This is a genomic window from Stenotrophomonas sp. LGBM10, assembly GCF_046736075.1.
Lineage (GTDB): Bacteria > Pseudomonadota > Gammaproteobacteria > Xanthomonadales > Xanthomonadaceae > Stenotrophomonas.
Genome location: NZ_CP177163.1, coordinates 772,304 through 787,858 on the forward strand (window position 1 = coordinate 772,304; position 15,555 = coordinate 787,858).

The following is a 15,555-nucleotide window of genomic DNA, read 5'->3' on the forward strand; positions in this document are numbered from 1 at the left end:
CAACCCTCCGTGCTGATCAAGGACAGCCCCTGGGAGCCGATATGGAAGTTGCTGCCGTTGGCCTCGGCCAAGGTGGTAGCAGCCTCGGCGACCTGCCGCTCAACCAATTCAGCCTTCGATGGCTGGTTCAACCACTCCCTCAGCCACAGCCGGGAGTTCCACTTGTCAGACAGCGCGCGCATACCATGCCGCCTGCACTTGAATGACGCGCTCGGCGTCGAGATCGTTCTGGGCGGCCTCGGCCGCCGGTTGTTCGGGCTGGACGCCGAGAATCTTCAACACCTGCGGCAGCGCCGGGACGCTCTGGTCTTCCGGCCAGGCAGCTACCTGCTCCACTGAACCTGCAGCACCTTCGCCAGATGGGCATCGGTGGCCAAGCCCAGCGGAGCGCGCAGCGCGCGCTTGCTCATCCGGCTGTCAACGAGCGCGCTGATCACAGCGCGCGGACTCTGTGCGACCGGGCCAAAGATCATTGGCTCCTTGGGGACCTGCTCCGGTCCAAGGCGTCCGGATTCGCGCTCGATCGATGCGGCGAGCTCGGGGCTAGGCCGCTTCCCCCGCCATCGTGTGGCGATCTGCCACAGGTACTCGGGACTTGTGCCACACGCCCCGGCAAGCGCGGCGCGGCGATTCATGTCATAGATGTAGGTGAGTAGGTCCATGCTGCCTACATTAGCCCTCGGCTATTCTCGATACAATAGCCAAAAGCTCGTTGGATTAGATAGCCATCAGCTATTCAATGAGCAGATGCGCCCAATTGACGATGTCCGACACGAGAATTTGCTCGCGCTCATTGCTGTGAATGGCGGTCAACGCCATTTCGCAGACGCGGCGGGGATCAAAAATCCAGCCCAGGTGAGCCAGTGGGTGAATCGCAGCCCAAACGCGACGACCGGGAAGCCGCGAGTCATGTCGGGCGCTACCGCGCACGCGATCGAAGCAGCGCTCAGCCTGCCGGCGGGATGGATGGATACCCACCACGAGACAGATGGCGAGCCAATCTCATCCGCCTTAGAGACTGAGACGCGCCCCGGCTATGTTCGCTTCGACTTGTTCGAAGGGGGTGCTGGCATGCGTGCAGGGATGGTCAACCAGGACTACCCCGAGGTGGTACAGACAATCGAGGTTGCCGAATGGGAGGTGCGCCGCAAGCTCGGCTACCTGCCACAGCCTGGCCGGATCCAGATCATCACCGGCCGCGGGCCCTCGATGCGCCCCAAGCTCGAGGACGGCGACATCATCTGGATCGACACCACCTGCGACTACTTCGATGGCGACGACTACTACCTGATCAACATTGGCGGCGAGACGCAGATCAAGATGCTGCAGAAGCGCGGCGACGGCATGTACGTGGTGAGCAACAATCCGGACTTCCCTGCGTACAGGTCGGACGATGGCGATGTGAGTATCTTGGGTAAAGCGCTGATACACGCTGGGCTTCGCCGCTTCTAGAAAAAAGGCCGCATCAACTGCGGCCGTTTTTTACTTGGAAGGCTTCGGAAGCCTCTTTTTGCTTGCCGGAGATGCCGGCTTGCGTGCCACGGCCGGAACCATCGTTTCGCTAACTTCGCGTTGAAGACCATCCGCGAATGACTGGGCCATTTGAGCAGTCTTCTTGATCATGTCGTCCTTGAACCTGTCGTTTTCGAGGACTTCCATGATGTCTCTCACCATAGTGATTACCGCATCGGTCGGCATCACCACCGACACAACAGGTCTAGGAAAATCCGACGATTCGTCATCGTCCTCAATTCCGAAGGTGAGCCGCGTCACTTGTGGACTGAAGGCCATGCCGGCCGGCTGATCTGCATAGAAGATCGGCGCGTTTGCGTGGGACGGCGGCCTCTTGGAGTTAGCCATGAAAGAGTTCCTTTTCGGCACTAAACGGTGCGGCGAATAGATCGTCGGGAGTGAGCTTCTCGCTGCGAATCGCCAGTTGGGAATATGAGATGAGCCTGACCTGAAGGGCACAATCAAAGGCCTTTGCAACAGACAGGAGAGTCTCGAGACTGTGCGCGCCGTACTCTGTGTCTTCCAGCCTGGAAACGGCTGATTGTTTGGTGTTTAGAACTTTCGCCAGGTCACTCTGCGATAGACCTCTGCGTTCGCGGTTGATCTTTATTTGCCAAGCAATACCCTGCTCGACCGAGGCCTCCATGTAACCCTCACGCCGCTCCTTTTCCACCCAACTTGCCTTTCGCTGAAACACATGCTCGACGGAGGCCTGCTGGCTAGTCGCCACAGACTTGACGTCAAAGGTCCTGCGCACACGGCATACATTGAGCTCGAAACGATACGGAGAACTTCTCGGGATCCTTCGCGCAGGTGTCTTTGTAACGAACCGTTCGTTGCTCGTAGTCTGAGGGATGGTAAGCATTGTCTTTCTCGAATCCGTTGAAGGTCATGACAAAAGCGGAATGGTGAGCGCTAAAGTGGCCAAAGACGCGGAGCTGCCCACCTCCGACCTCTCTAAAGCGTATCACATATGTGTGATTCCCCATCGAGCTTGCATGGGGTCGGGTCCAGGCCTGCTGCGGCAACTGCGACAACTGGTCCATCGCAAATTCCAACCTCCCCTGCGCGGCAATGCTTACATCCTCCTCTAGCCAATTGGCTATGACGCCTTTTCCCCTGTCCAAACGATCGTGGAAATTGTGCCTTTGAGCCTGACTACCGGACATCCATTACCCCCCTTTCGTTCATATCCGGAGTTTGCGGCCGTCTGGATCAGATGTAAGTAGGAAAAGCCCTACGTACTCCGATGGAAAACTCGGCCTATCCCTGCGAATTCAATAGGTGGGGAGTTGGCTGACGTGAGCCAAGGAATATCCGACGTATACAGGCTGCAATTCCATAGCGTCAGGGTCCCAACGTACAGGTCGCCAAAAGGGTTGGGGAGTCAACGGGTAAATGAACAAATCCGGATTCGTTCAGCAACAAGAACAAAGATTAGCCACTGGCTGCTGACCGTCGAATAGCCTTAGGCTAATTTGCTTCCGTCGCTCCACGAACCGCCCATCCGGGCCGGGGCACGGAGATCAGCATGGCCAACCTGGCCCTCAGCACCTCTACCGGACCCGTCCAGGGCCAAACTCAACCCGTAACCGGCAAGGTCGCCATGCACGTCGGCGACGCTGGCCGTGTCTACCTCACCGCCGCCGAAGCCGAAGACACCGCCACTGAGCTGCACCGCGCGGCGGCCGAGCTCCGCCAAGCCACCAGCAGCGAGGCGGCCGCATGATCGCTATCGATCTCGCTACTCACCCGAAGCTTGACGATCGATTCGAGCACGTGCTGCGCCGCGTCGGCGAATTGCTTGCGTACATGGACTCTGCCAACAAGTGCCCGAGCGAAGTCCGGATCTATCCGAACGACCACAAGCACATCATCCGGTCGGCCAACTCCCATCTGCGCAAAAAGGCGAAGGATCAGGATCGCCTTGAGGCCGAGCGGCGGAAGGCCAATGGCCTTCCGGGCAAGGTCAAGAGCGATGCGGACAAGGCCGGTTCGGTCAAGGGGGTGAATCGTGGGAGCGGCTGAAAAGCTATGGCCGGACGTGATGGACCTGGAAACCGCCGCCGCCTAACTGCAGTACCACCCCGTCACCCTGCGCAACTGGATGCGCAAGCGTAAAGGCCCACCCGGCCGCAAGGTCGGCGGAAACTGGCGCTTCCTCCGCGCCGCACTCGACGCATATCTCACGGAAACGAAGCAACCCGAATGGTCCGCCATCCCTACCGACTTGAACCGCGCGGCAAAAAAGGCATCCTCTGGATCCGCTTCACCACGCCCAACGGACGCGAAGTATTTAGAAGCTCTGGGACTGTCGACCGTGACCTCGCTACCGAGTGGGCGTCGAAAATCCACGCGGAGCAGTACCGCGTAGCGCGTCTTGGCGAGAAACCCCGCCGCCTCTGGACCGAGGCGGTCGTGGCATGGTTCGAAGACCATAAGACCAAACGAAGCATCAAGAAGGATCAGCACAACCTCAAGTGGCTGTCCCCCTACCTGGGTCACCTTCATCTGGACGAGATCAACGCCGATGTGCTGGCGCTCGTCTCCAGCCAGCGGAAGGCGGAGCCGAAGAACAAACGGCGGCGGAAGGACGGGAGCACGTTCACCGACGAGCTGACTTCCCAGTCCACGGTGGACAAGATGATGGCGCTGATTCGCTCGATTCTGCGCGACGCGCAGCGCCGCGGCTGGTCGGACTCAGTGCCCACCATCCGCATCAAGGAGGCCGACGGCGCTGACGACTACCGGTGGCTGACGCAGAATGAGGCGGTGCGGCTACACGACGAGCTGGCGGACCACCTGCGGCCACCGTTCTTGTTTGCTCTGGCCACCGGCTGGCGTGAGCAGAACGTGTTGCGCCTGAGATGGGAGCAGGTGGATCTGGAGCGGCGGGTGGCGTGGATCAAGGGGAGGCAGGCCAAAGCGAAGAAGGCCATAGGCGCACCACTCAACAGAAACGCGATGGACATCCTGGTGCAGCAGCGCGCGAAGAGGGTGGCGGGGAACCCGTGGGTGTTCCCGAGTGGATCTGAGAAGGACAGCGCGCCGTACGTCCGGGCAAGCAACACCGGCTGGTACGCCGCGCAGAGGAGGGCGAGGGTCGAGCCGTTGGCATGGCACGACCTGCGCCACACCTGGGCCAGCTGGCATGTGATGGCGGGCACCAGCCTGCGGAGCCTCATGGAGCTGGGCGGGTGGCGGTCCTACCAGTCCGTCCTGCGGTACGCCCACCTGTCGCCTGAGCACCTCGCCGGACACGCGGAGCGGATCGAACAAGTTGCACGGACGGTCGGCATAGACCGCGCTACCGATCAAACACTTAGCGCTACAGCGCGCTGTTAGCATCACTACTTAAGTGCTTGATCTGAAGGAGTTGTTCTAGTGGTGCATGGGATTGAATCCCCGTGCCGGCGGTTCGATTCCGTCCTCGGCCACCACTATTTAAAAAGACCTGCAGAAATGCAGGTCTTTTTTTTTTGCGCTAGCTCACCTTCTTGGCGACCGTCATGCCGAGCAGGAACAGCACCACGGCGATGATGATGCCGGCCCAGAACAGGAACTTGGCGATGCCGATGGCGGCCCCGCCGATGCCGGCAAAACCGAGGGCACCGGCGATAAGACCGATGACCAGAAAAATGATGGCCCACTTGATCATGCTGTTTTCCCCTGTCGGGACGATGTTGGAGCCGTCAAGCTAGTCATCGCGCCGTCCCCTCGTCGTGAACGCATCGCAGCCCACGCGTGAAAACAGCGCGCGTCCGCCGGCATCGCACGCTGCTGTCGACACCGCTGCGTTCGGCAGCACCGCAGCGCATCGGGATGACGAAACCTTTACACCTGCGCCGTCGCCGGCTCCTAAGCTCGGGCGTCCAGCGAGGAGTCCTCCCATGCGTCTGCGCCCTGCCCTGCCTGCCCTCGGCCTGTTGTTGTCGGCCTCTCTCGCCAGCGCCGCCACCCCGGTGCGCTCGGTGCCGGCACTGGACATGGGGCGCTACGCCGGCCAGTGGCACGAGATCGCGCACCTGCCGGTGTCGTTCCAGAAGAAATGCGTGGGCGACATCACCGCCACCTACGCGCTGCGCGCCGACGGCCGCATCAGCGTGCACAACGCCTGCCGCACCGACGATGGCGGACATATCGCGGCCGAAGGCGTGGCGCGCCCGGTCGAGGGCGAGCCCGGCCAGCTGCAGGTGCGCTTCGTGCCGGACTGGCTGGCCTGGGTACCGCTGGTATGGGCCGACTACTGGGTGATCGCACTGGACCCGGATTACCAATGGGCCGTCGTCGGTGATCCCGACCGCAAGTACCTGTGGATCCTGTCGCGCTCGCCGAGCATGGACAAGGCCCAGTTCGCCAGCCTCAAGGCCAAAGCCGAAGCGATGGGCTACGAGCTGGGCCCCCTGCGGGTGATGGCACCACTGGACTGACCGCCTGCGTCAGCGCTGCTACCTGAACGACACCGTCTCCGCCTACCCTTACGGGGGGGCGGCCGCGCGGCCGCACAATCACCATACGCCGTAGTATGCTTTCACCCACGCAGCACCCTGCACGAGGATTGCGCCCATGTTCCACCGCTTCCGTACCGCCGCGATGATCGCCCTGGTGGCCGGCACCACGCTTGCCCTGGCCGCCTGCAACACCGGCGTGGTCAAACGCGTGTCGCCGCCTGCGGCGAGCGTGCAGCAACTGACCGTACGCGCCGATGGCGGCTGGGATGTGGCCCTGCGGCTGCAGAACTTCAGCTCGATGCCCATGACCTTCGACAACGTCGCCCTGTCCCTGAAAGTGGACGACGAAGCCGCCGGCACCCTGCAGACCGCCCCCGCGCTGTCGATTGGCGGCGAATCGGCCGACGTGGTCACCCTGCGGCTGCAGCCTTCCTCCGGCGCCCGCCTGGTAGTGGCCGATGCCCTGGCGGGCAACCGCACCCTGGCCTACACGCTCACGGGCACCGTCAGCGCCACGCCGCAGGAAAAGAAGCAGCGCAGTTTCGACATCGACCAGCGCAGCACCCTCAACCAGGCCCCCGGCCTGCCCGGCGTGCTGCGCTGACCGGCGGCCCGTCCGCCTTCCCTTGCACCTGATCGAGACCTACCGATGAGCAGCTACACCGCCCCGCTTTCCGATATCCGTTTCGCCCTGCACGACGTGCTCCAGGTGGAGCCGCTGTTCGCCCGCCTGGGCTTTGCCGACGCCACCGCCGACGTGGTCGACGCCGTACTGGAAGAAGCCGGTCGCTTCAGCACCACCGTGCTGGCACCGCTGAACAGCGTGGGCGACGAGATCGGCTGCGTGCTCGACCAGGCCACCGGCGACGTGACCACCCCGCCCGGCTTCAAGCAGGCCTACGCCCAGTTCGTCGAGGGCGGCTGGACCGGCCTCACCGCCGCGCCGGAACTGGGCGGCCAGGGCCTGCCGCACACGCTGGGCGTGCCGCTCAACGAAATGATCAATGCCGCGAACCTGGCGTGGGGCAACTTCCCGCTGCTGTCGCATGGCGCCATCGAAGCGCTGAAGCAGCACGGCGAAGCGTGGCAGCAGGACGCCTTCCTGAAGCCCCTGATCGAAGGCCGCTGGACCGGCACCATGTGCCTGACCGAACCGCACTGCGGCACCGACCTGGGCCTGCTCAAGACCAAGGCCGAACCCAACGCCGATGGCAGCTTCGCCATCACCGGCACCAAGATCTTCATCACCGCCGGCGAGCATGATCTCACCGACAACATCGTGCACCTGGTGCTGGCCAAGCTGCCCGACGCCCCTGCCGGCGCCAAGGGCATCTCGCTGTTCGTCACCCCGAAGTTCAAGGTCGACCGCGACGGCAACGTCGGCGAGCGCAATGCGCTGCGCTGCGGCTCGATCGAACACAAGATGGGCATCAAGGGCTCGGTCACCTGCGTGATGAACTTCGACGGCGCCGAAGGTTATCTCGTCGGCCAGCCGCACAAGGGCCTGCAGGCGATGTTCACCATGATGAACACCGCACGCCTGGGCGTGGGCCTGCAGGGCATCGGTCTGTCCGAGCGCGCGTACCAGAACGCCCTGGCCTACGCGCGTGAGCGGCTGCAGTCGCGCGCGCTGAGTGGCGCGAAGTTCCCCGACAAGCCGGCCGATCCGATCCTGGTGCATCCGGATGTGCGCCGCATGCTGCTCACGGTGAAGTCGCTGGTGGAAGGCAGCCGCCTGCTCGCGCTGCATGCGGCCACCCTGGTGGACATCGCCCACCACGCCGACGATGCCGCCGAGCGCGAGCGTGCCGACACGCTGGTGAGCTTCCTGACCCCGATCTCGAAGGCCTGCCAGACCGAATGGGGCATCGAGAACACCTACAACGCGCTCCAGTGCTTCGGCGGCCACGGCTACATCCGCGAGCACGGCATGGAGCAGCTCGCCCGCGACGCGCGCATCACCACGCTCTATGAAGGCACCACGGGCATCCAGGCGCTGGACCTGATCGGGCGCAAGACCGCGTCCAGCCAGGGCGCGGGCCTGAAGCTGATGCTGGCCGAGATCGAGGCGTTCGCCAAGGCCAATGAGGGCAACCCGGCGCTGGCCGAGTTCATCGCCCCGCTGCGCGCCAAGGCCGACGAGTGGGGCAAACTGACCGTGGCCACCCTGCAGCGCGCGGCCGCCAACCCCGACGAGCTGGGCGCGGCCAGTTTCGACTACCTGTTCTACGCCGGCTACGTGGTGCTGGCCTACTGGTGGGCGCGCAGCGTGGCCGCCGCCGATGCCTCCGCACAGAGCGAGGCGTTCAAGCAGGCCAAGCGCGAGACCGCGCGCTTCTATTTCGCCCGCGTGCTGCCGCGCACGCTCAGCCACGCCGCCGCCATCCAGGCCGGTGCCGAGCCGCTGATGGCGATGTCCGACGCCCATTTCGGCTGAACCGGACCGGCGCCGGCCCACGGTCGGTTGCCCCGGGAGCGGACCTCTGGTCCGCTCCTATACACAATTGGTAATGATTCGGGTATAAGCTGTTTTCCCGATGGAGACAGACACTACTAGCTTGGGTCTGATCGATACCGGAGCCTCGTCCGCCCCGGTCGCCGACCCATCGCCCATCGCCACGCTGCACCGGCCTGGCTCGGTCCGCCTGTTGTCACTGGATGCCCACGGGCGGGTCCTGGACTGGATCACCTGGCAGGATGCAGCCTGCCTCTACGCCCGCGATGCCGTCGCCTGGACCCTCGGCGATCCCTGTGTGCACATCCACGGGGGCATCAGCCGCGATACCGGGCTGCGCAGCGGCATGGACCTGCACCCGATCATCGCCGCGCGCGGCCATGCACGCTCTCGCGCGCTGGACCCCACTCCGAACCTGTCCAACCCGGCGCTGTTCGCGCGCGATGCGCACCTGTGCCTGTACTGCGGGCAGCAGTTCAATCGCCCGCAACTGACCCGCGACCATGTCATGCCGATCTCCAAAGGCGGGCTGGACGTCTGGGAGAACGTGGTCAGCGCCTGTTTCCACTGCAATTCGCGCAAGAGCAACCGCACGCCACAGCAGGCCGGCATGCCCCTGCTGGCGGTGCCGTACCGGCCGAGCTGGATCGAACACATGATCCTGTCCAACCGCAACATCCTGGCCGACCAGATGGCGTTTCTGCGCGCCCAGCTGCCCAAGCGCTCCAAACTGGCGGCCTGACCTGCGGCAGCCTGACGCAGGCGCCCTCACCATTTACTCACCGACGTGGGGGTTTGCTTGCCCCACCCCGGTTTGGGGGCGAAAATAGGCGCTTGAGAAGAAGCGCGATAAAAATGATCGATTCCGCACGCTATCCCCGCCTCGCGCGCATCCAGTCACCGGATGACCTGCGCAGGTTCGAAGAATCCGAACTGCCCGCCATCGCCGACGAGTTGCGCGCTTACCTGATCGAATCGGTCGGCAAGAGCGGCGGCCATTTCGGCGCAGGCCTCGGCGTGATCGAACTGACCGTCGCGCTTCACTACCTGTACCAGACGCCAGTCGACCAGCTGGTGTGGGACGTCGGCCATCAGACCTACCCGCACAAGATCCTGACCGGCCGCCGCGACCAGATCCACACCGTCAAGCAGAAGGACGGCGTTGCGCCGTTCCCCAAGCGCGAAGAGAGCGAGTTCGACACGTTCGGCGTCGGCCATTCCTCGACCTCGATCTCGGCCGCGCTCGGCATGGCCATCGCCCGCCAGCGCGAAGGCGACGACCGCAAGGTGGTGGCGGTGATCGGCGACGGCGCGATGACCGCCGGCATGGCCTATGAGGCGCTGAACCACGCCGGGGGCATGGAGTCCGAACCGAACCTGCTGGTGATCCTCAACGACAACAACATGTCGATCTCCGAGGCCGTCGGCGGGCTGACCAAGATGCTCGGCCGCGCCACCGGCAGCCGCACGCTCAACGCACTGCGCGAGGGCGGCAAGAAAATTCTCGGCGACAAGAAGCACAACCCCACCGCGCGCTTCGTCAAGCGCTGGGAAGAGCACTGGAAGGGCATGTTCGTGCCGTCCACGTTCTTCGAGGAGATGGGCTTCCACTACACCGGTCCGATCGACGGCCACGACATTCCGGCGCTGGTCGCCACGCTGAAGACGCTCAAGAGCCTCAAGGGTCTGAAGCTGCTGCACGTGATGACCACCAAGGGCAAAGGCTACGAACGCGCCGAAGGTGACCAGATCGGCTATCACGCCGTGGGTCCGTTCGATCCGGACAAGGGCCTGATCGCCAAGGGCGGGGCCAAGAAGCCGACCTATACCGACGTCTTCAGTGACTGGCTGTGCGATGCCGCCGCCGCCGAACCGCGCCTGCTCGGCATCACCCCGGCGATGCGCGAAGGCTCCGGCCTGGTGCGCTTCAGCAAGGAATACCCGGAGCGCTACTTCGACGTGGCCATTGCCGAGCAGCATGCGGTGACGCTCGCCGCCGGCATGGCTACCCAGGGCGCCAAACCCGTCGTGGCGATCTACTCCACGTTCCTGCAGCGCGCGTACGACCAGCTGGTCCACGACGTGGCGGTACAGGAGCTGGACGTGCTGTTCGCGATCGACCGCGCCGGCGTGGTTGGCCCGGATGGCGCCACGCATGCCGGCAACCTCGATCTGAGCTTCCTGCGCTGCGTGCCGCACATGGTGGTGATGGCGCCGTCGGACGAAGCCGAATGCCGGCAGATGCTGACCACCGGCCTGCGTTACCCCGGCCCCGCGGCAGTACGCTACCCGCGCGGCAGCGGCACCGGCGTGGCCGCCGGCACCGACCTGTCCACGCTGGAGATCGGCAAGGCCGAAGTGCGCGTGCCCGGCAGCCGCGTCGCCCTGCTTGCCTTCGGCAGCACCCTGCCGGCCGCCGAGGCGGTGGGCCGCGAACTGGGCCTGACCGTGGTCAACATGCGGTTCATCAAGCCGTTGGACCGTGCGCTGCTGCTGGAGCTGGCGCAGTGCCACGAGGGCTTCGTCACCCTGGAAGACAACGTGGTGGCCGGCGGTGCCGGCTCCGGCGTGGCCGAACTGCTCAATGCGGAAGATGTGCTGCGCCCGTTCCTGCATCTGGGCCTGCCCGACAGCTTCCAGCACCACGCCAGCCGCGAGGATCTGCTCGCCGAGGCGGGTATCGATACCGCCGGCATCCGCGCCGCCGTGCTCAAGCGCTGGCCGACCCTGGCCAGCCTCGGCCAGCCGCTCAGCGCGGCGGGCTGAGCCTCACCGCGTGTGCCGGGCCCTGCCCGGCACCGCGCTCAGCCGTAGCTGATCGCCTCGACGCAGGCGCCGCTGGCTTCCACCCGCACCGCGCTGCGCTGGCCGGTATCGGCATGGTGCAGGCGCGCCAGCGCGGCGGCGAAATCAAAGGCGATGGCGCTGTTGCGGAAACGCAGCCCGTCGGGCTTGTCCGGATGGACCACGCGCCACAGGCGCTCGTCCAGTTGCAGGCGGATCAACATGCGTTGCTCTCTCCTTGAGGCGGCATATCGGGCCAGAGGGCGCCCGCGGCATCAGGCCGCGCGGGCGCTCTGGAGCGTTCGGGGCCGTGTTCGACCCCCGACGCGCACAGTAGTCCATTGAAACTGTGATCTGTATCAGATTTTTCTGAATCCGAGGCCCGTGCCCCGGCGGGCGGTCAATTGACCAGGAACTGGCCGCGGCAGCCACCGGTCACCCAGACGCCGTTGCGGTCCCAGCCCCACGTCTGCCCCTCGATGCACGCCGTACCGGAGGTCTGGCGCACCAGCCGCACATCGCGGCGGATGGTGACGTTGCAGCGGCGATCCCGGCGGTCCCTGGAGTCGCAGCTGATGATCTCGCCACGGCCGCCGCCGTTGTTCCAGCCACCGCCACCGCCGTTCCAGTTCCCACCGCCGTGCGAGGGACGCCCACGCTCGGCGATGAACTCCGCACGGCACCCGCGGGTCACCCACACGCCATTGCGCGCCTGGCCCCAGGTCTCGCCTTCGATGCACGGCGAACCGGAGATCTGCCGCACCAGTCGCGCGCGTCCGTCCAGCGGACACTGCTGCGTGCGGTTCTTGTTCGACTCACAGCGCACCGGGCCACTGTTGTAGCCGTCGTCGTAGCGCTCGTACTGTTGTGCGTGCGCGGTGGCGCCCAGTACCAGCATCGAGGGCAGCAATGCCCACAACCATCGGTGCTTTCCCTGCGTCATCCCGTTGCTCCTCATGCCTGCCTCGAAACCGTGTGTGGTGGTGGCGCACAGGATGTGGCAAAGCGTCCGCATGCGACATAGGCCGGAAGTCGCCGATTTCATCCCCTATTTAGGTAACCGTCGCCAGCCTGACTGACGCGCATTACCCTGCGTCACGTCCCTCCTGCCCGCGCATCGTCTCCAGCATGTGCTCTGCCGAGCCTGACACGAGGATGCGTTGCGCCGCCGCTGCCGACACCGCGGCGCGCGCGAACATCGCCTCTTCATGCGCCTGCACCGCCGTGTGCCAGTCGGCGCTGCACAGCGCATCGGCGAGGTCGGCGGCATCACGCAGGGCGAGGTTCGCGCCCTCGCCCGCCGGCGGCATCACATGCGCCGCGTCGCCGATCAGCGTCACCGCGTGGTGGTGCGCCCAGCGATGGCCCACCGGCAGCGCATGGATCGGCCACGGCCGTACCGCGTCGTCCGCATCGGCGATCAGGCGGCGCAACGACGGGTGCCAGTCGGTGAAGTGGCGCAGCAGGCCGGCACGGGTCTGGCCGGGGGCGGCTTCGCCGTCGGCCAGCACCTGCGGCAACGCGGCGTACACGCGCACGTGGGCATCCGCATTGCGTTGGGCGAACAGCGTCAGGGTGCCCTGCTTGGCCACCAGCGTGCCGCGCCCGACCAGCGCGGCCAGGTCCGGATGATCCACGTCAACGTTGCGCAGCGACAGCTCGTACAGCGTGATGCCGGCGTGTTGCGGCCGCACGGCGGTCAGCAGCGGCCGCACCTTCGACCAGGCGCCATCGGCGCCCACAACCAGATCAGCGTGCTCGCACGTCCCGTTGCCGAAGTGCAGCGCCACCGACCGCCCCTCCAACGCCGCCCGCTGCAGCACATGGCCCCAGCGCACCTTGCCCGGCGGCAAGGCAGCCAACAACAGATCGCGCAGATGCCCGCGATCGATCTCGGGGCGATCGCCATCCTGGCCATCGTCGTCCAGCAGCACCTGGCCCTGTGCGTCGAGCACCCGCATGCCCTGGTCTTCATAGCGCGCCACCTGCTGGAAGCGCTCGAACAGGCCGGCACTGCGCAGCGCCGCCTGCCCGGTGGCGGCATGCAGGTCGAGCATGCCGCCCTGCGCGCGGGCGTCGGCGGCCGCGTCGGCATCGAACAGATCAAACGGGATACCCGCCTGATGCAGGCGGCAGGCCAGCAGCAGACCGGCCGGACCGGCACCGACAATGGCGATACGGGGATACAGGGACATCATGGCCTCCGCGGCCTTAAACATAGGCCCCTATGATTGTTACCATAGGAGCCTATGTCAAGTGCCCGGAGTGAACGCATGGACCGCCCCGACCCGACGAATGTGCCCTCCTTCCTGATCAAGCGGGTGGCTCGCGAGCTGACCCGCCTGGCAGAAACCGAGCTGCGCCCGCTCGGGCTCGGCATGGCCAGCCTGCCGGTGCTGGACGCCCTGCGCCAGGGCAAGGCCACCACCCAGAGCGAGCTGGCCCGGCTGCTGCGCGTGGAACAGCCCTCGATGGCGCAGACCCTGGCGCGGCTGGAGCGCGATCAACTGATCCAGCGCTCCCCGGACCCGCATCGGCCCCGCGCCCAGCGCATCGAACTGACCCCGCTGGCGCTGCAGCGGCTGCCGCAGGCGCGGGAGATCCTCAACGCCGGCAATACCCGCATGCTGGCCGGATTCACGGTCGATGAAACGCTGCTGCTGGCCAGCTTCCTGAAGCGCCTCAGCACCAACCTCGACCGCGACGCCTGAGGCACCGCGACGCGGTTACCCGTAGCGCACCGCGTCGACCACCGCGTCCTGTACTTCCACCCGCACCACGCTGGCGCCGCCGGTACTGGCGTGATGCTGGCGCGCCATCGCATCGGCGAAATCGAACGCCACTGCACCATTGGGAAAATCGATGGCGCCCGGGCGCGACGGGTGAACCACGCGCCACTGGCGCTCCTGGCATTGCACGGTGATCAACATGACGGTCATTCCTATCGTTTCCGTGGCGGGGGCACGGCGACCATCCAGTTCCCTGGGACCGGTGGCACACGCGGGGGGCATCGGGAGAGCCTCCAGCTCTCGGGAAGCACGATAGATTGCCTCTGCCGTTTCGAACATCGGAATAGTCTGAATTTTTCGCCCGCGACCGGTCGGTGTGCGCCGGTCCCGCCACCGCTCAATCAAGCATGCCCGAACGCGAACGGTGCCGATGGCCGGAACGGCGGCACGCGTCGCCTGCGGCCCGGCTCAGGGCGCATCCTGTCGCGCAAGAAGCAGGCGCTTGACGGTATTCCAGCGCTGCCGGGTGTCGCGCTGCAGGTCCATCAGCTCGGCGCGGCCATGCGTGTCCAGCGCGGGGGCGTGCAGCGCCGCATCCATCGCATCCAGCAGGCGACCTTCGGCGGCGCGGCAGTGGCCCAGATACTGCAGCTCGGCATCGCCCAGCAGTGCGCCCAGTGCGCCGTAGTACTCGCGCAGCCGCCCGCCCAGTGTGCCGTGAACCTCCGGCACGCCGCCGGCATCGATGACCAGGCGCGACACGCGGTCGATCACGCGCTCGTTGGCCTGGGCCATCTCCACCAGCAGGTTGACCCAGGCCAGATCGGTGCTGGCCGCCACCTGCACCGCATGGGTGTGGAGCGCGTGCGCATCACGCGCCAGGCGCAGGACCCGGTTGAGGCGCGGCAGCAGACCGGCAGGCAGGGCGGTGGGCATGGGCAGGCTCCGTGGAAGGCGCAGCCGCCGCCCGGCACCGCACCCTCCACACTGCGCCGGCACGTCCGGGTTCCAGGTGAGGGCGCCGTTAGGAATTCGTGCCGCCCCGGCGCTACCCTGCCGCCATCGCCACCGGAGCCGCCCTGATGAACGCCGTCCTGCCGATCCTGCTGTGCTGTGGCCTGCTGGCCGCCTGCTCCACCCCGTCGCCGCCGGCACCGCCCGTTGTCGGCGGCGACCGCGACAGCCACGGCTGCATCGGTTCGGCCGGCTATCGCTGGTGCACGCGCAGCGGCCAGTGCGAACGGCCGTGGGAGCTGGCCAAGGCGCAGGGCCTGGACAACACGGCAGCGGCCATCGATGCGTACTGCGCCACGCCGGCTCCGGCAACGCCGCAGACGCGCTGAGCGTTCACCGCGTGCGGCTCAATCGCCCTTGTTCTTGCCGCCGAAATCCAGCGGCTGGTTGCTGCCACGGTTCTCGTTCGACCATACCTGGATGCTGTCGCGGCAGCGGCTTTCGCGCCGGGCCACCTGGTCGGGCAGTTCCTTGACCAGCGGCGAGTCTTCGCATCGGGGCGGGCCGGCAACCTCATCGGTGGTCGCGCAGGCGGAGAGCGACAGCGAGAGTACGGCGGCAACGGCCGCGGTGCGCACACACAGGGACAGGTTCATGTGGCCTCGATACG

General features: G+C 65.8%; 22 protein-coding genes. 12 read left to right on the top strand and 10 right to left on the bottom strand.

Annotation, left to right across the window (positions count from 1 at the left end; genetic code table 11):
• The first annotated feature begins 9 nt into the window (after positions 1-9).
• On the top strand, positions 10-339 hold the full coding sequence (locus ACLB90_RS03195) for a hypothetical protein (RefSeq protein WP_411851591.1): 330 nt from the start codon (positions 10-12) through the stop codon (positions 337-339).
• Here the strand turns inward: ACLB90_RS03195 and ACLB90_RS03200 are convergent.
• Positions 324-662, bottom strand: coding sequence for a hypothetical protein (locus ACLB90_RS03200; protein ID WP_411851592.1), 339 nt, complete (start codon positions 660-662; stop codon positions 324-326). The two genes, ACLB90_RS03195 and ACLB90_RS03200, sit on opposite strands and share 16 nt — an antisense overlap.
• A gap of 85 nt (positions 663-747) precedes the next feature.
• On the opposite strand from ACLB90_RS03200, the gene ACLB90_RS03205 reads away from it, so the two are divergent.
• A complete protein-coding gene (locus ACLB90_RS03205; RefSeq protein WP_411851593.1) occupies positions 748-1,452 on the top strand; it encodes a helix-turn-helix transcriptional regulator in 705 nt (234 codons plus the stop codon).
• Positions 1,453-1,482: 30 nt separating this feature from the next.
• On the opposite strand, the gene ACLB90_RS03210 is transcribed toward ACLB90_RS03205, so the two are convergent.
• Both ACLB90_RS03210 and ACLB90_RS03215 read right to left on the bottom strand, forming a co-directional pair.
• The gene (locus tag ACLB90_RS03210) at positions 1,483-1,860 is read right to left on the bottom strand and encodes a hypothetical protein (RefSeq protein ID WP_411851594.1); all 378 of its coding nucleotides are present in this window, start codon (positions 1,858-1,860) and stop codon (positions 1,483-1,485) included.
• Positions 1,853-2,269 (bottom strand): helix-turn-helix transcriptional regulator, encoded by a 417-nt coding sequence (locus ACLB90_RS03215; RefSeq protein WP_411851595.1) that lies wholly within the window; start codon positions 2,267-2,269, stop codon positions 1,853-1,855. The genes ACLB90_RS03210 and ACLB90_RS03215 overlap by 8 nt, the downstream gene beginning before the upstream one ends.
• Positions 2,270-3,043: 774 nt before the next feature.
• On the opposite strand from ACLB90_RS03215, the gene ACLB90_RS03220 reads away from it, so the two are divergent.
• From ACLB90_RS03220 to ACLB90_RS03230, 3 genes are all read left to right on the top strand, one after another.
• Positions 3,044-3,241: a hypothetical protein gene (locus tag ACLB90_RS03220; protein ID WP_411851596.1), complete on the top strand. Its 198-nt coding sequence runs from the start codon at positions 3,044-3,046 to the stop codon at positions 3,239-3,241.
• The gene (locus tag ACLB90_RS03225) at positions 3,238-3,540 is read left to right on the top strand and encodes a hypothetical protein (protein WP_411851597.1); all 303 of its coding nucleotides are present in this window, start codon (positions 3,238-3,240) and stop codon (positions 3,538-3,540) included. The genes ACLB90_RS03220 and ACLB90_RS03225 overlap by 4 nt, the downstream gene beginning before the upstream one ends.
• Before the next feature lie 180 nt (positions 3,541-3,720).
• Positions 3,721-4,857 carry a tyrosine-type recombinase/integrase gene (locus ACLB90_RS03230; RefSeq protein WP_411851598.1) on the top strand — a complete coding sequence of 379 codons (1,137 nt, stop codon included), beginning with the start codon at positions 3,721-3,723 and terminating at the stop codon, positions 4,855-4,857.
• A gap of 139 nt (positions 4,858-4,996) precedes the next feature.
• Here ACLB90_RS03230 and ACLB90_RS03235 read toward each other — a convergent pair whose 3' ends face one another.
• The gene (locus ACLB90_RS03235) at positions 4,997-5,170 is read right to left on the bottom strand and encodes a DUF1328 family protein (protein WP_017355244.1); all 174 of its coding nucleotides are present in this window, start codon (positions 5,168-5,170) and stop codon (positions 4,997-4,999) included.
• 232 nt (positions 5,171-5,402) lie between these two features.
• On the opposite strand from ACLB90_RS03235, the gene ACLB90_RS03240 reads away from it, so the two are divergent.
• The 5 genes from ACLB90_RS03240 (at position 5,403) to dxs (ending at position 11,184) form a co-directional block, all read left to right on the top strand.
• A complete protein-coding gene (locus tag ACLB90_RS03240) occupies positions 5,403-5,942 on the top strand; it encodes a lipocalin family protein (RefSeq protein WP_411851599.1) in 540 nt (179 codons plus the stop codon).
• A gap of 136 nt (positions 5,943-6,078) precedes the next feature.
• The gene (locus ACLB90_RS03245; RefSeq protein ID WP_411851600.1) at positions 6,079-6,567 is read left to right on the top strand and encodes an LEA type 2 family protein; all 489 of its coding nucleotides are present in this window, start codon (positions 6,079-6,081) and stop codon (positions 6,565-6,567) included.
• Between the two features lie 45 nt (positions 6,568-6,612).
• A complete protein-coding gene (locus ACLB90_RS03250) occupies positions 6,613-8,400 on the top strand; it encodes an acyl-CoA dehydrogenase C-terminal domain-containing protein (protein WP_411851601.1) in 1,788 nt (595 codons plus the stop codon).
• 100 nt (positions 8,401-8,500) lie between these two features.
• Positions 8,501-9,160: an HNH endonuclease gene (locus tag ACLB90_RS03255; RefSeq protein ID WP_411851602.1), complete on the top strand. Its 660-nt coding sequence runs from the start codon at positions 8,501-8,503 to the stop codon at positions 9,158-9,160.
• 113 nt (positions 9,161-9,273) lie between these two features.
• Complete coding sequence (dxs, locus tag ACLB90_RS03260) at positions 9,274-11,184, top strand: 1-deoxy-D-xylulose-5-phosphate synthase (protein ID WP_411851603.1); 1,911 nt, start codon at positions 9,274-9,276, stop codon at positions 11,182-11,184.
• Positions 11,185-11,222: 38 nt separating this feature from the next.
• Here dxs and ACLB90_RS03265 read toward each other — a convergent pair whose 3' ends face one another.
• The 3 genes from ACLB90_RS03265 to ACLB90_RS03275 form a co-directional block, all read right to left on the bottom strand.
• Positions 11,223-11,426, bottom strand: coding sequence for a hypothetical protein (locus ACLB90_RS03265; RefSeq protein WP_411851604.1), 204 nt, complete (start codon positions 11,424-11,426; stop codon positions 11,223-11,225).
• Between the two features lie 176 nt (positions 11,427-11,602).
• On the bottom strand, positions 11,603-12,145 hold the full coding sequence (locus ACLB90_RS03270) for a DUF3011 domain-containing protein (RefSeq protein WP_411851605.1): 543 nt from the start codon (positions 12,143-12,145) through the stop codon (positions 11,603-11,605).
• A gap of 142 nt (positions 12,146-12,287) precedes the next feature.
• Positions 12,288-13,397 carry an FAD-dependent oxidoreductase gene (locus tag ACLB90_RS03275; protein WP_411851606.1) on the bottom strand — a complete coding sequence of 370 codons (1,110 nt, stop codon included), beginning with the start codon at positions 13,395-13,397 and terminating at the stop codon, positions 12,288-12,290.
• Positions 13,398-13,475: 78 nt separating this feature from the next.
• Between ACLB90_RS03275 and ACLB90_RS03280 the strand changes: the two genes are divergently transcribed.
• Positions 13,476-13,913, top strand: coding sequence for a MarR family winged helix-turn-helix transcriptional regulator (locus ACLB90_RS03280; RefSeq protein WP_411851607.1), 438 nt, complete (start codon positions 13,476-13,478; stop codon positions 13,911-13,913).
• A 15-nt stretch (positions 13,914-13,928) separates the two neighbouring features.
• On the opposite strand, the gene ACLB90_RS03285 is transcribed toward ACLB90_RS03280, so the two are convergent.
• Together ACLB90_RS03285 and ACLB90_RS03290 are read right to left on the bottom strand one after the other, a co-directional pair.
• A complete protein-coding gene (locus ACLB90_RS03285; protein ID WP_411851608.1) occupies positions 13,929-14,132 on the bottom strand; it encodes a hypothetical protein in 204 nt (67 codons plus the stop codon).
• A gap of 267 nt (positions 14,133-14,399) precedes the next feature.
• Positions 14,400-14,867 carry a DUF2383 domain-containing protein gene (locus tag ACLB90_RS03290; RefSeq protein ID WP_411851609.1) on the bottom strand — a complete coding sequence of 156 codons (468 nt, stop codon included), beginning with the start codon at positions 14,865-14,867 and terminating at the stop codon, positions 14,400-14,402.
• 146 nt (positions 14,868-15,013) lie between these two features.
• Here ACLB90_RS03290 and ACLB90_RS03295 point away from each other — a divergent pair, with 146 nt between their 5' ends.
• Positions 15,014-15,274 carry a peptidase gene (locus tag ACLB90_RS03295; protein ID WP_411851610.1) on the top strand — a complete coding sequence of 87 codons (261 nt, stop codon included), beginning with the start codon at positions 15,014-15,016 and terminating at the stop codon, positions 15,272-15,274.
• Between the two features lie 18 nt (positions 15,275-15,292).
• Here ACLB90_RS03295 and ACLB90_RS03300 read toward each other — a convergent pair whose 3' ends face one another.
• Complete coding sequence (locus ACLB90_RS03300) at positions 15,293-15,541, bottom strand: hypothetical protein (RefSeq protein WP_411851611.1); 249 nt, start codon at positions 15,539-15,541, stop codon at positions 15,293-15,295.
• Positions 15,542-15,555: the final 14 nt, after the last annotated feature.

Coding starts and splice junctions, on each gene's coding strand:
- ACLB90_RS03225 (WP_411851597.1), top strand. CDS start 3,238: ATGATCGCTATCGATCTCGCTACTCACCCGAAGCTTGACGATCGATTC.
- ACLB90_RS03245 (WP_411851600.1), top strand. CDS start 6,079: ATGTTCCACCGCTTCCGTACCGCCGCGATGATCGCCCTGGTGGCCGGC.
- ACLB90_RS03235 (WP_017355244.1), bottom strand. CDS start 5,170: ATGATCAAGTGGGCCATCATTTTTCTGGTCATCGGTCTTATCGCCGGT.
- ACLB90_RS03205 (WP_411851593.1), top strand. CDS start 748: ATGCGCCCAATTGACGATGTCCGACACGAGAATTTGCTCGCGCTCATT.
- ACLB90_RS03270 (WP_411851605.1), bottom strand. CDS start 12,145: ATGACGCAGGGAAAGCACCGATGGTTGTGGGCATTGCTGCCCTCGATG.
- ACLB90_RS03200 (WP_411851592.1), bottom strand. CDS start 662: ATGGACCTACTCACCTACATCTATGACATGAATCGCCGCGCCGCGCTT.
- ACLB90_RS03210 (WP_411851594.1), bottom strand. CDS start 1,860: ATGGCTAACTCCAAGAGGCCGCCGTCCCACGCAAACGCGCCGATCTTC.
- ACLB90_RS03300 (WP_411851611.1), bottom strand. CDS start 15,541: ATGAACCTGTCCCTGTGTGTGCGCACCGCGGCCGTTGCCGCCGTACTC.
- ACLB90_RS03285 (WP_411851608.1), bottom strand. CDS start 14,132: ATGTTGATCACCGTGCAATGCCAGGAGCGCCAGTGGCGCGTGGTTCAC.
- ACLB90_RS03240 (WP_411851599.1), top strand. CDS start 5,403: ATGCGTCTGCGCCCTGCCCTGCCTGCCCTCGGCCTGTTGTTGTCGGCC.
- ACLB90_RS03220 (WP_411851596.1), top strand. CDS start 3,044: ATGGCCAACCTGGCCCTCAGCACCTCTACCGGACCCGTCCAGGGCCAA.
- ACLB90_RS03295 (WP_411851610.1), top strand. CDS start 15,014: ATGAACGCCGTCCTGCCGATCCTGCTGTGCTGTGGCCTGCTGGCCGCC.
- ACLB90_RS03265 (WP_411851604.1), bottom strand. CDS start 11,426: ATGTTGATCCGCCTGCAACTGGACGAGCGCCTGTGGCGCGTGGTCCAT.
- ACLB90_RS03280 (WP_411851607.1), top strand. CDS start 13,476: ATGGACCGCCCCGACCCGACGAATGTGCCCTCCTTCCTGATCAAGCGG.
- ACLB90_RS03290 (WP_411851609.1), bottom strand. CDS start 14,867: ATGCCCACCGCCCTGCCTGCCGGTCTGCTGCCGCGCCTCAACCGGGTC.
- dxs (WP_411851603.1), top strand. CDS start 9,274: ATGATCGATTCCGCACGCTATCCCCGCCTCGCGCGCATCCAGTCACCG.
- ACLB90_RS03255 (WP_411851602.1), top strand. CDS start 8,501: ATGGAGACAGACACTACTAGCTTGGGTCTGATCGATACCGGAGCCTCG.
- ACLB90_RS03230 (WP_411851598.1), top strand. CDS start 3,721: ATGGTCCGCCATCCCTACCGACTTGAACCGCGCGGCAAAAAAGGCATC.
- ACLB90_RS03275 (WP_411851606.1), bottom strand. CDS start 13,397: ATGTCCCTGTATCCCCGTATCGCCATTGTCGGTGCCGGTCCGGCCGGT.
- ACLB90_RS03250 (WP_411851601.1), top strand. CDS start 6,613: ATGAGCAGCTACACCGCCCCGCTTTCCGATATCCGTTTCGCCCTGCAC.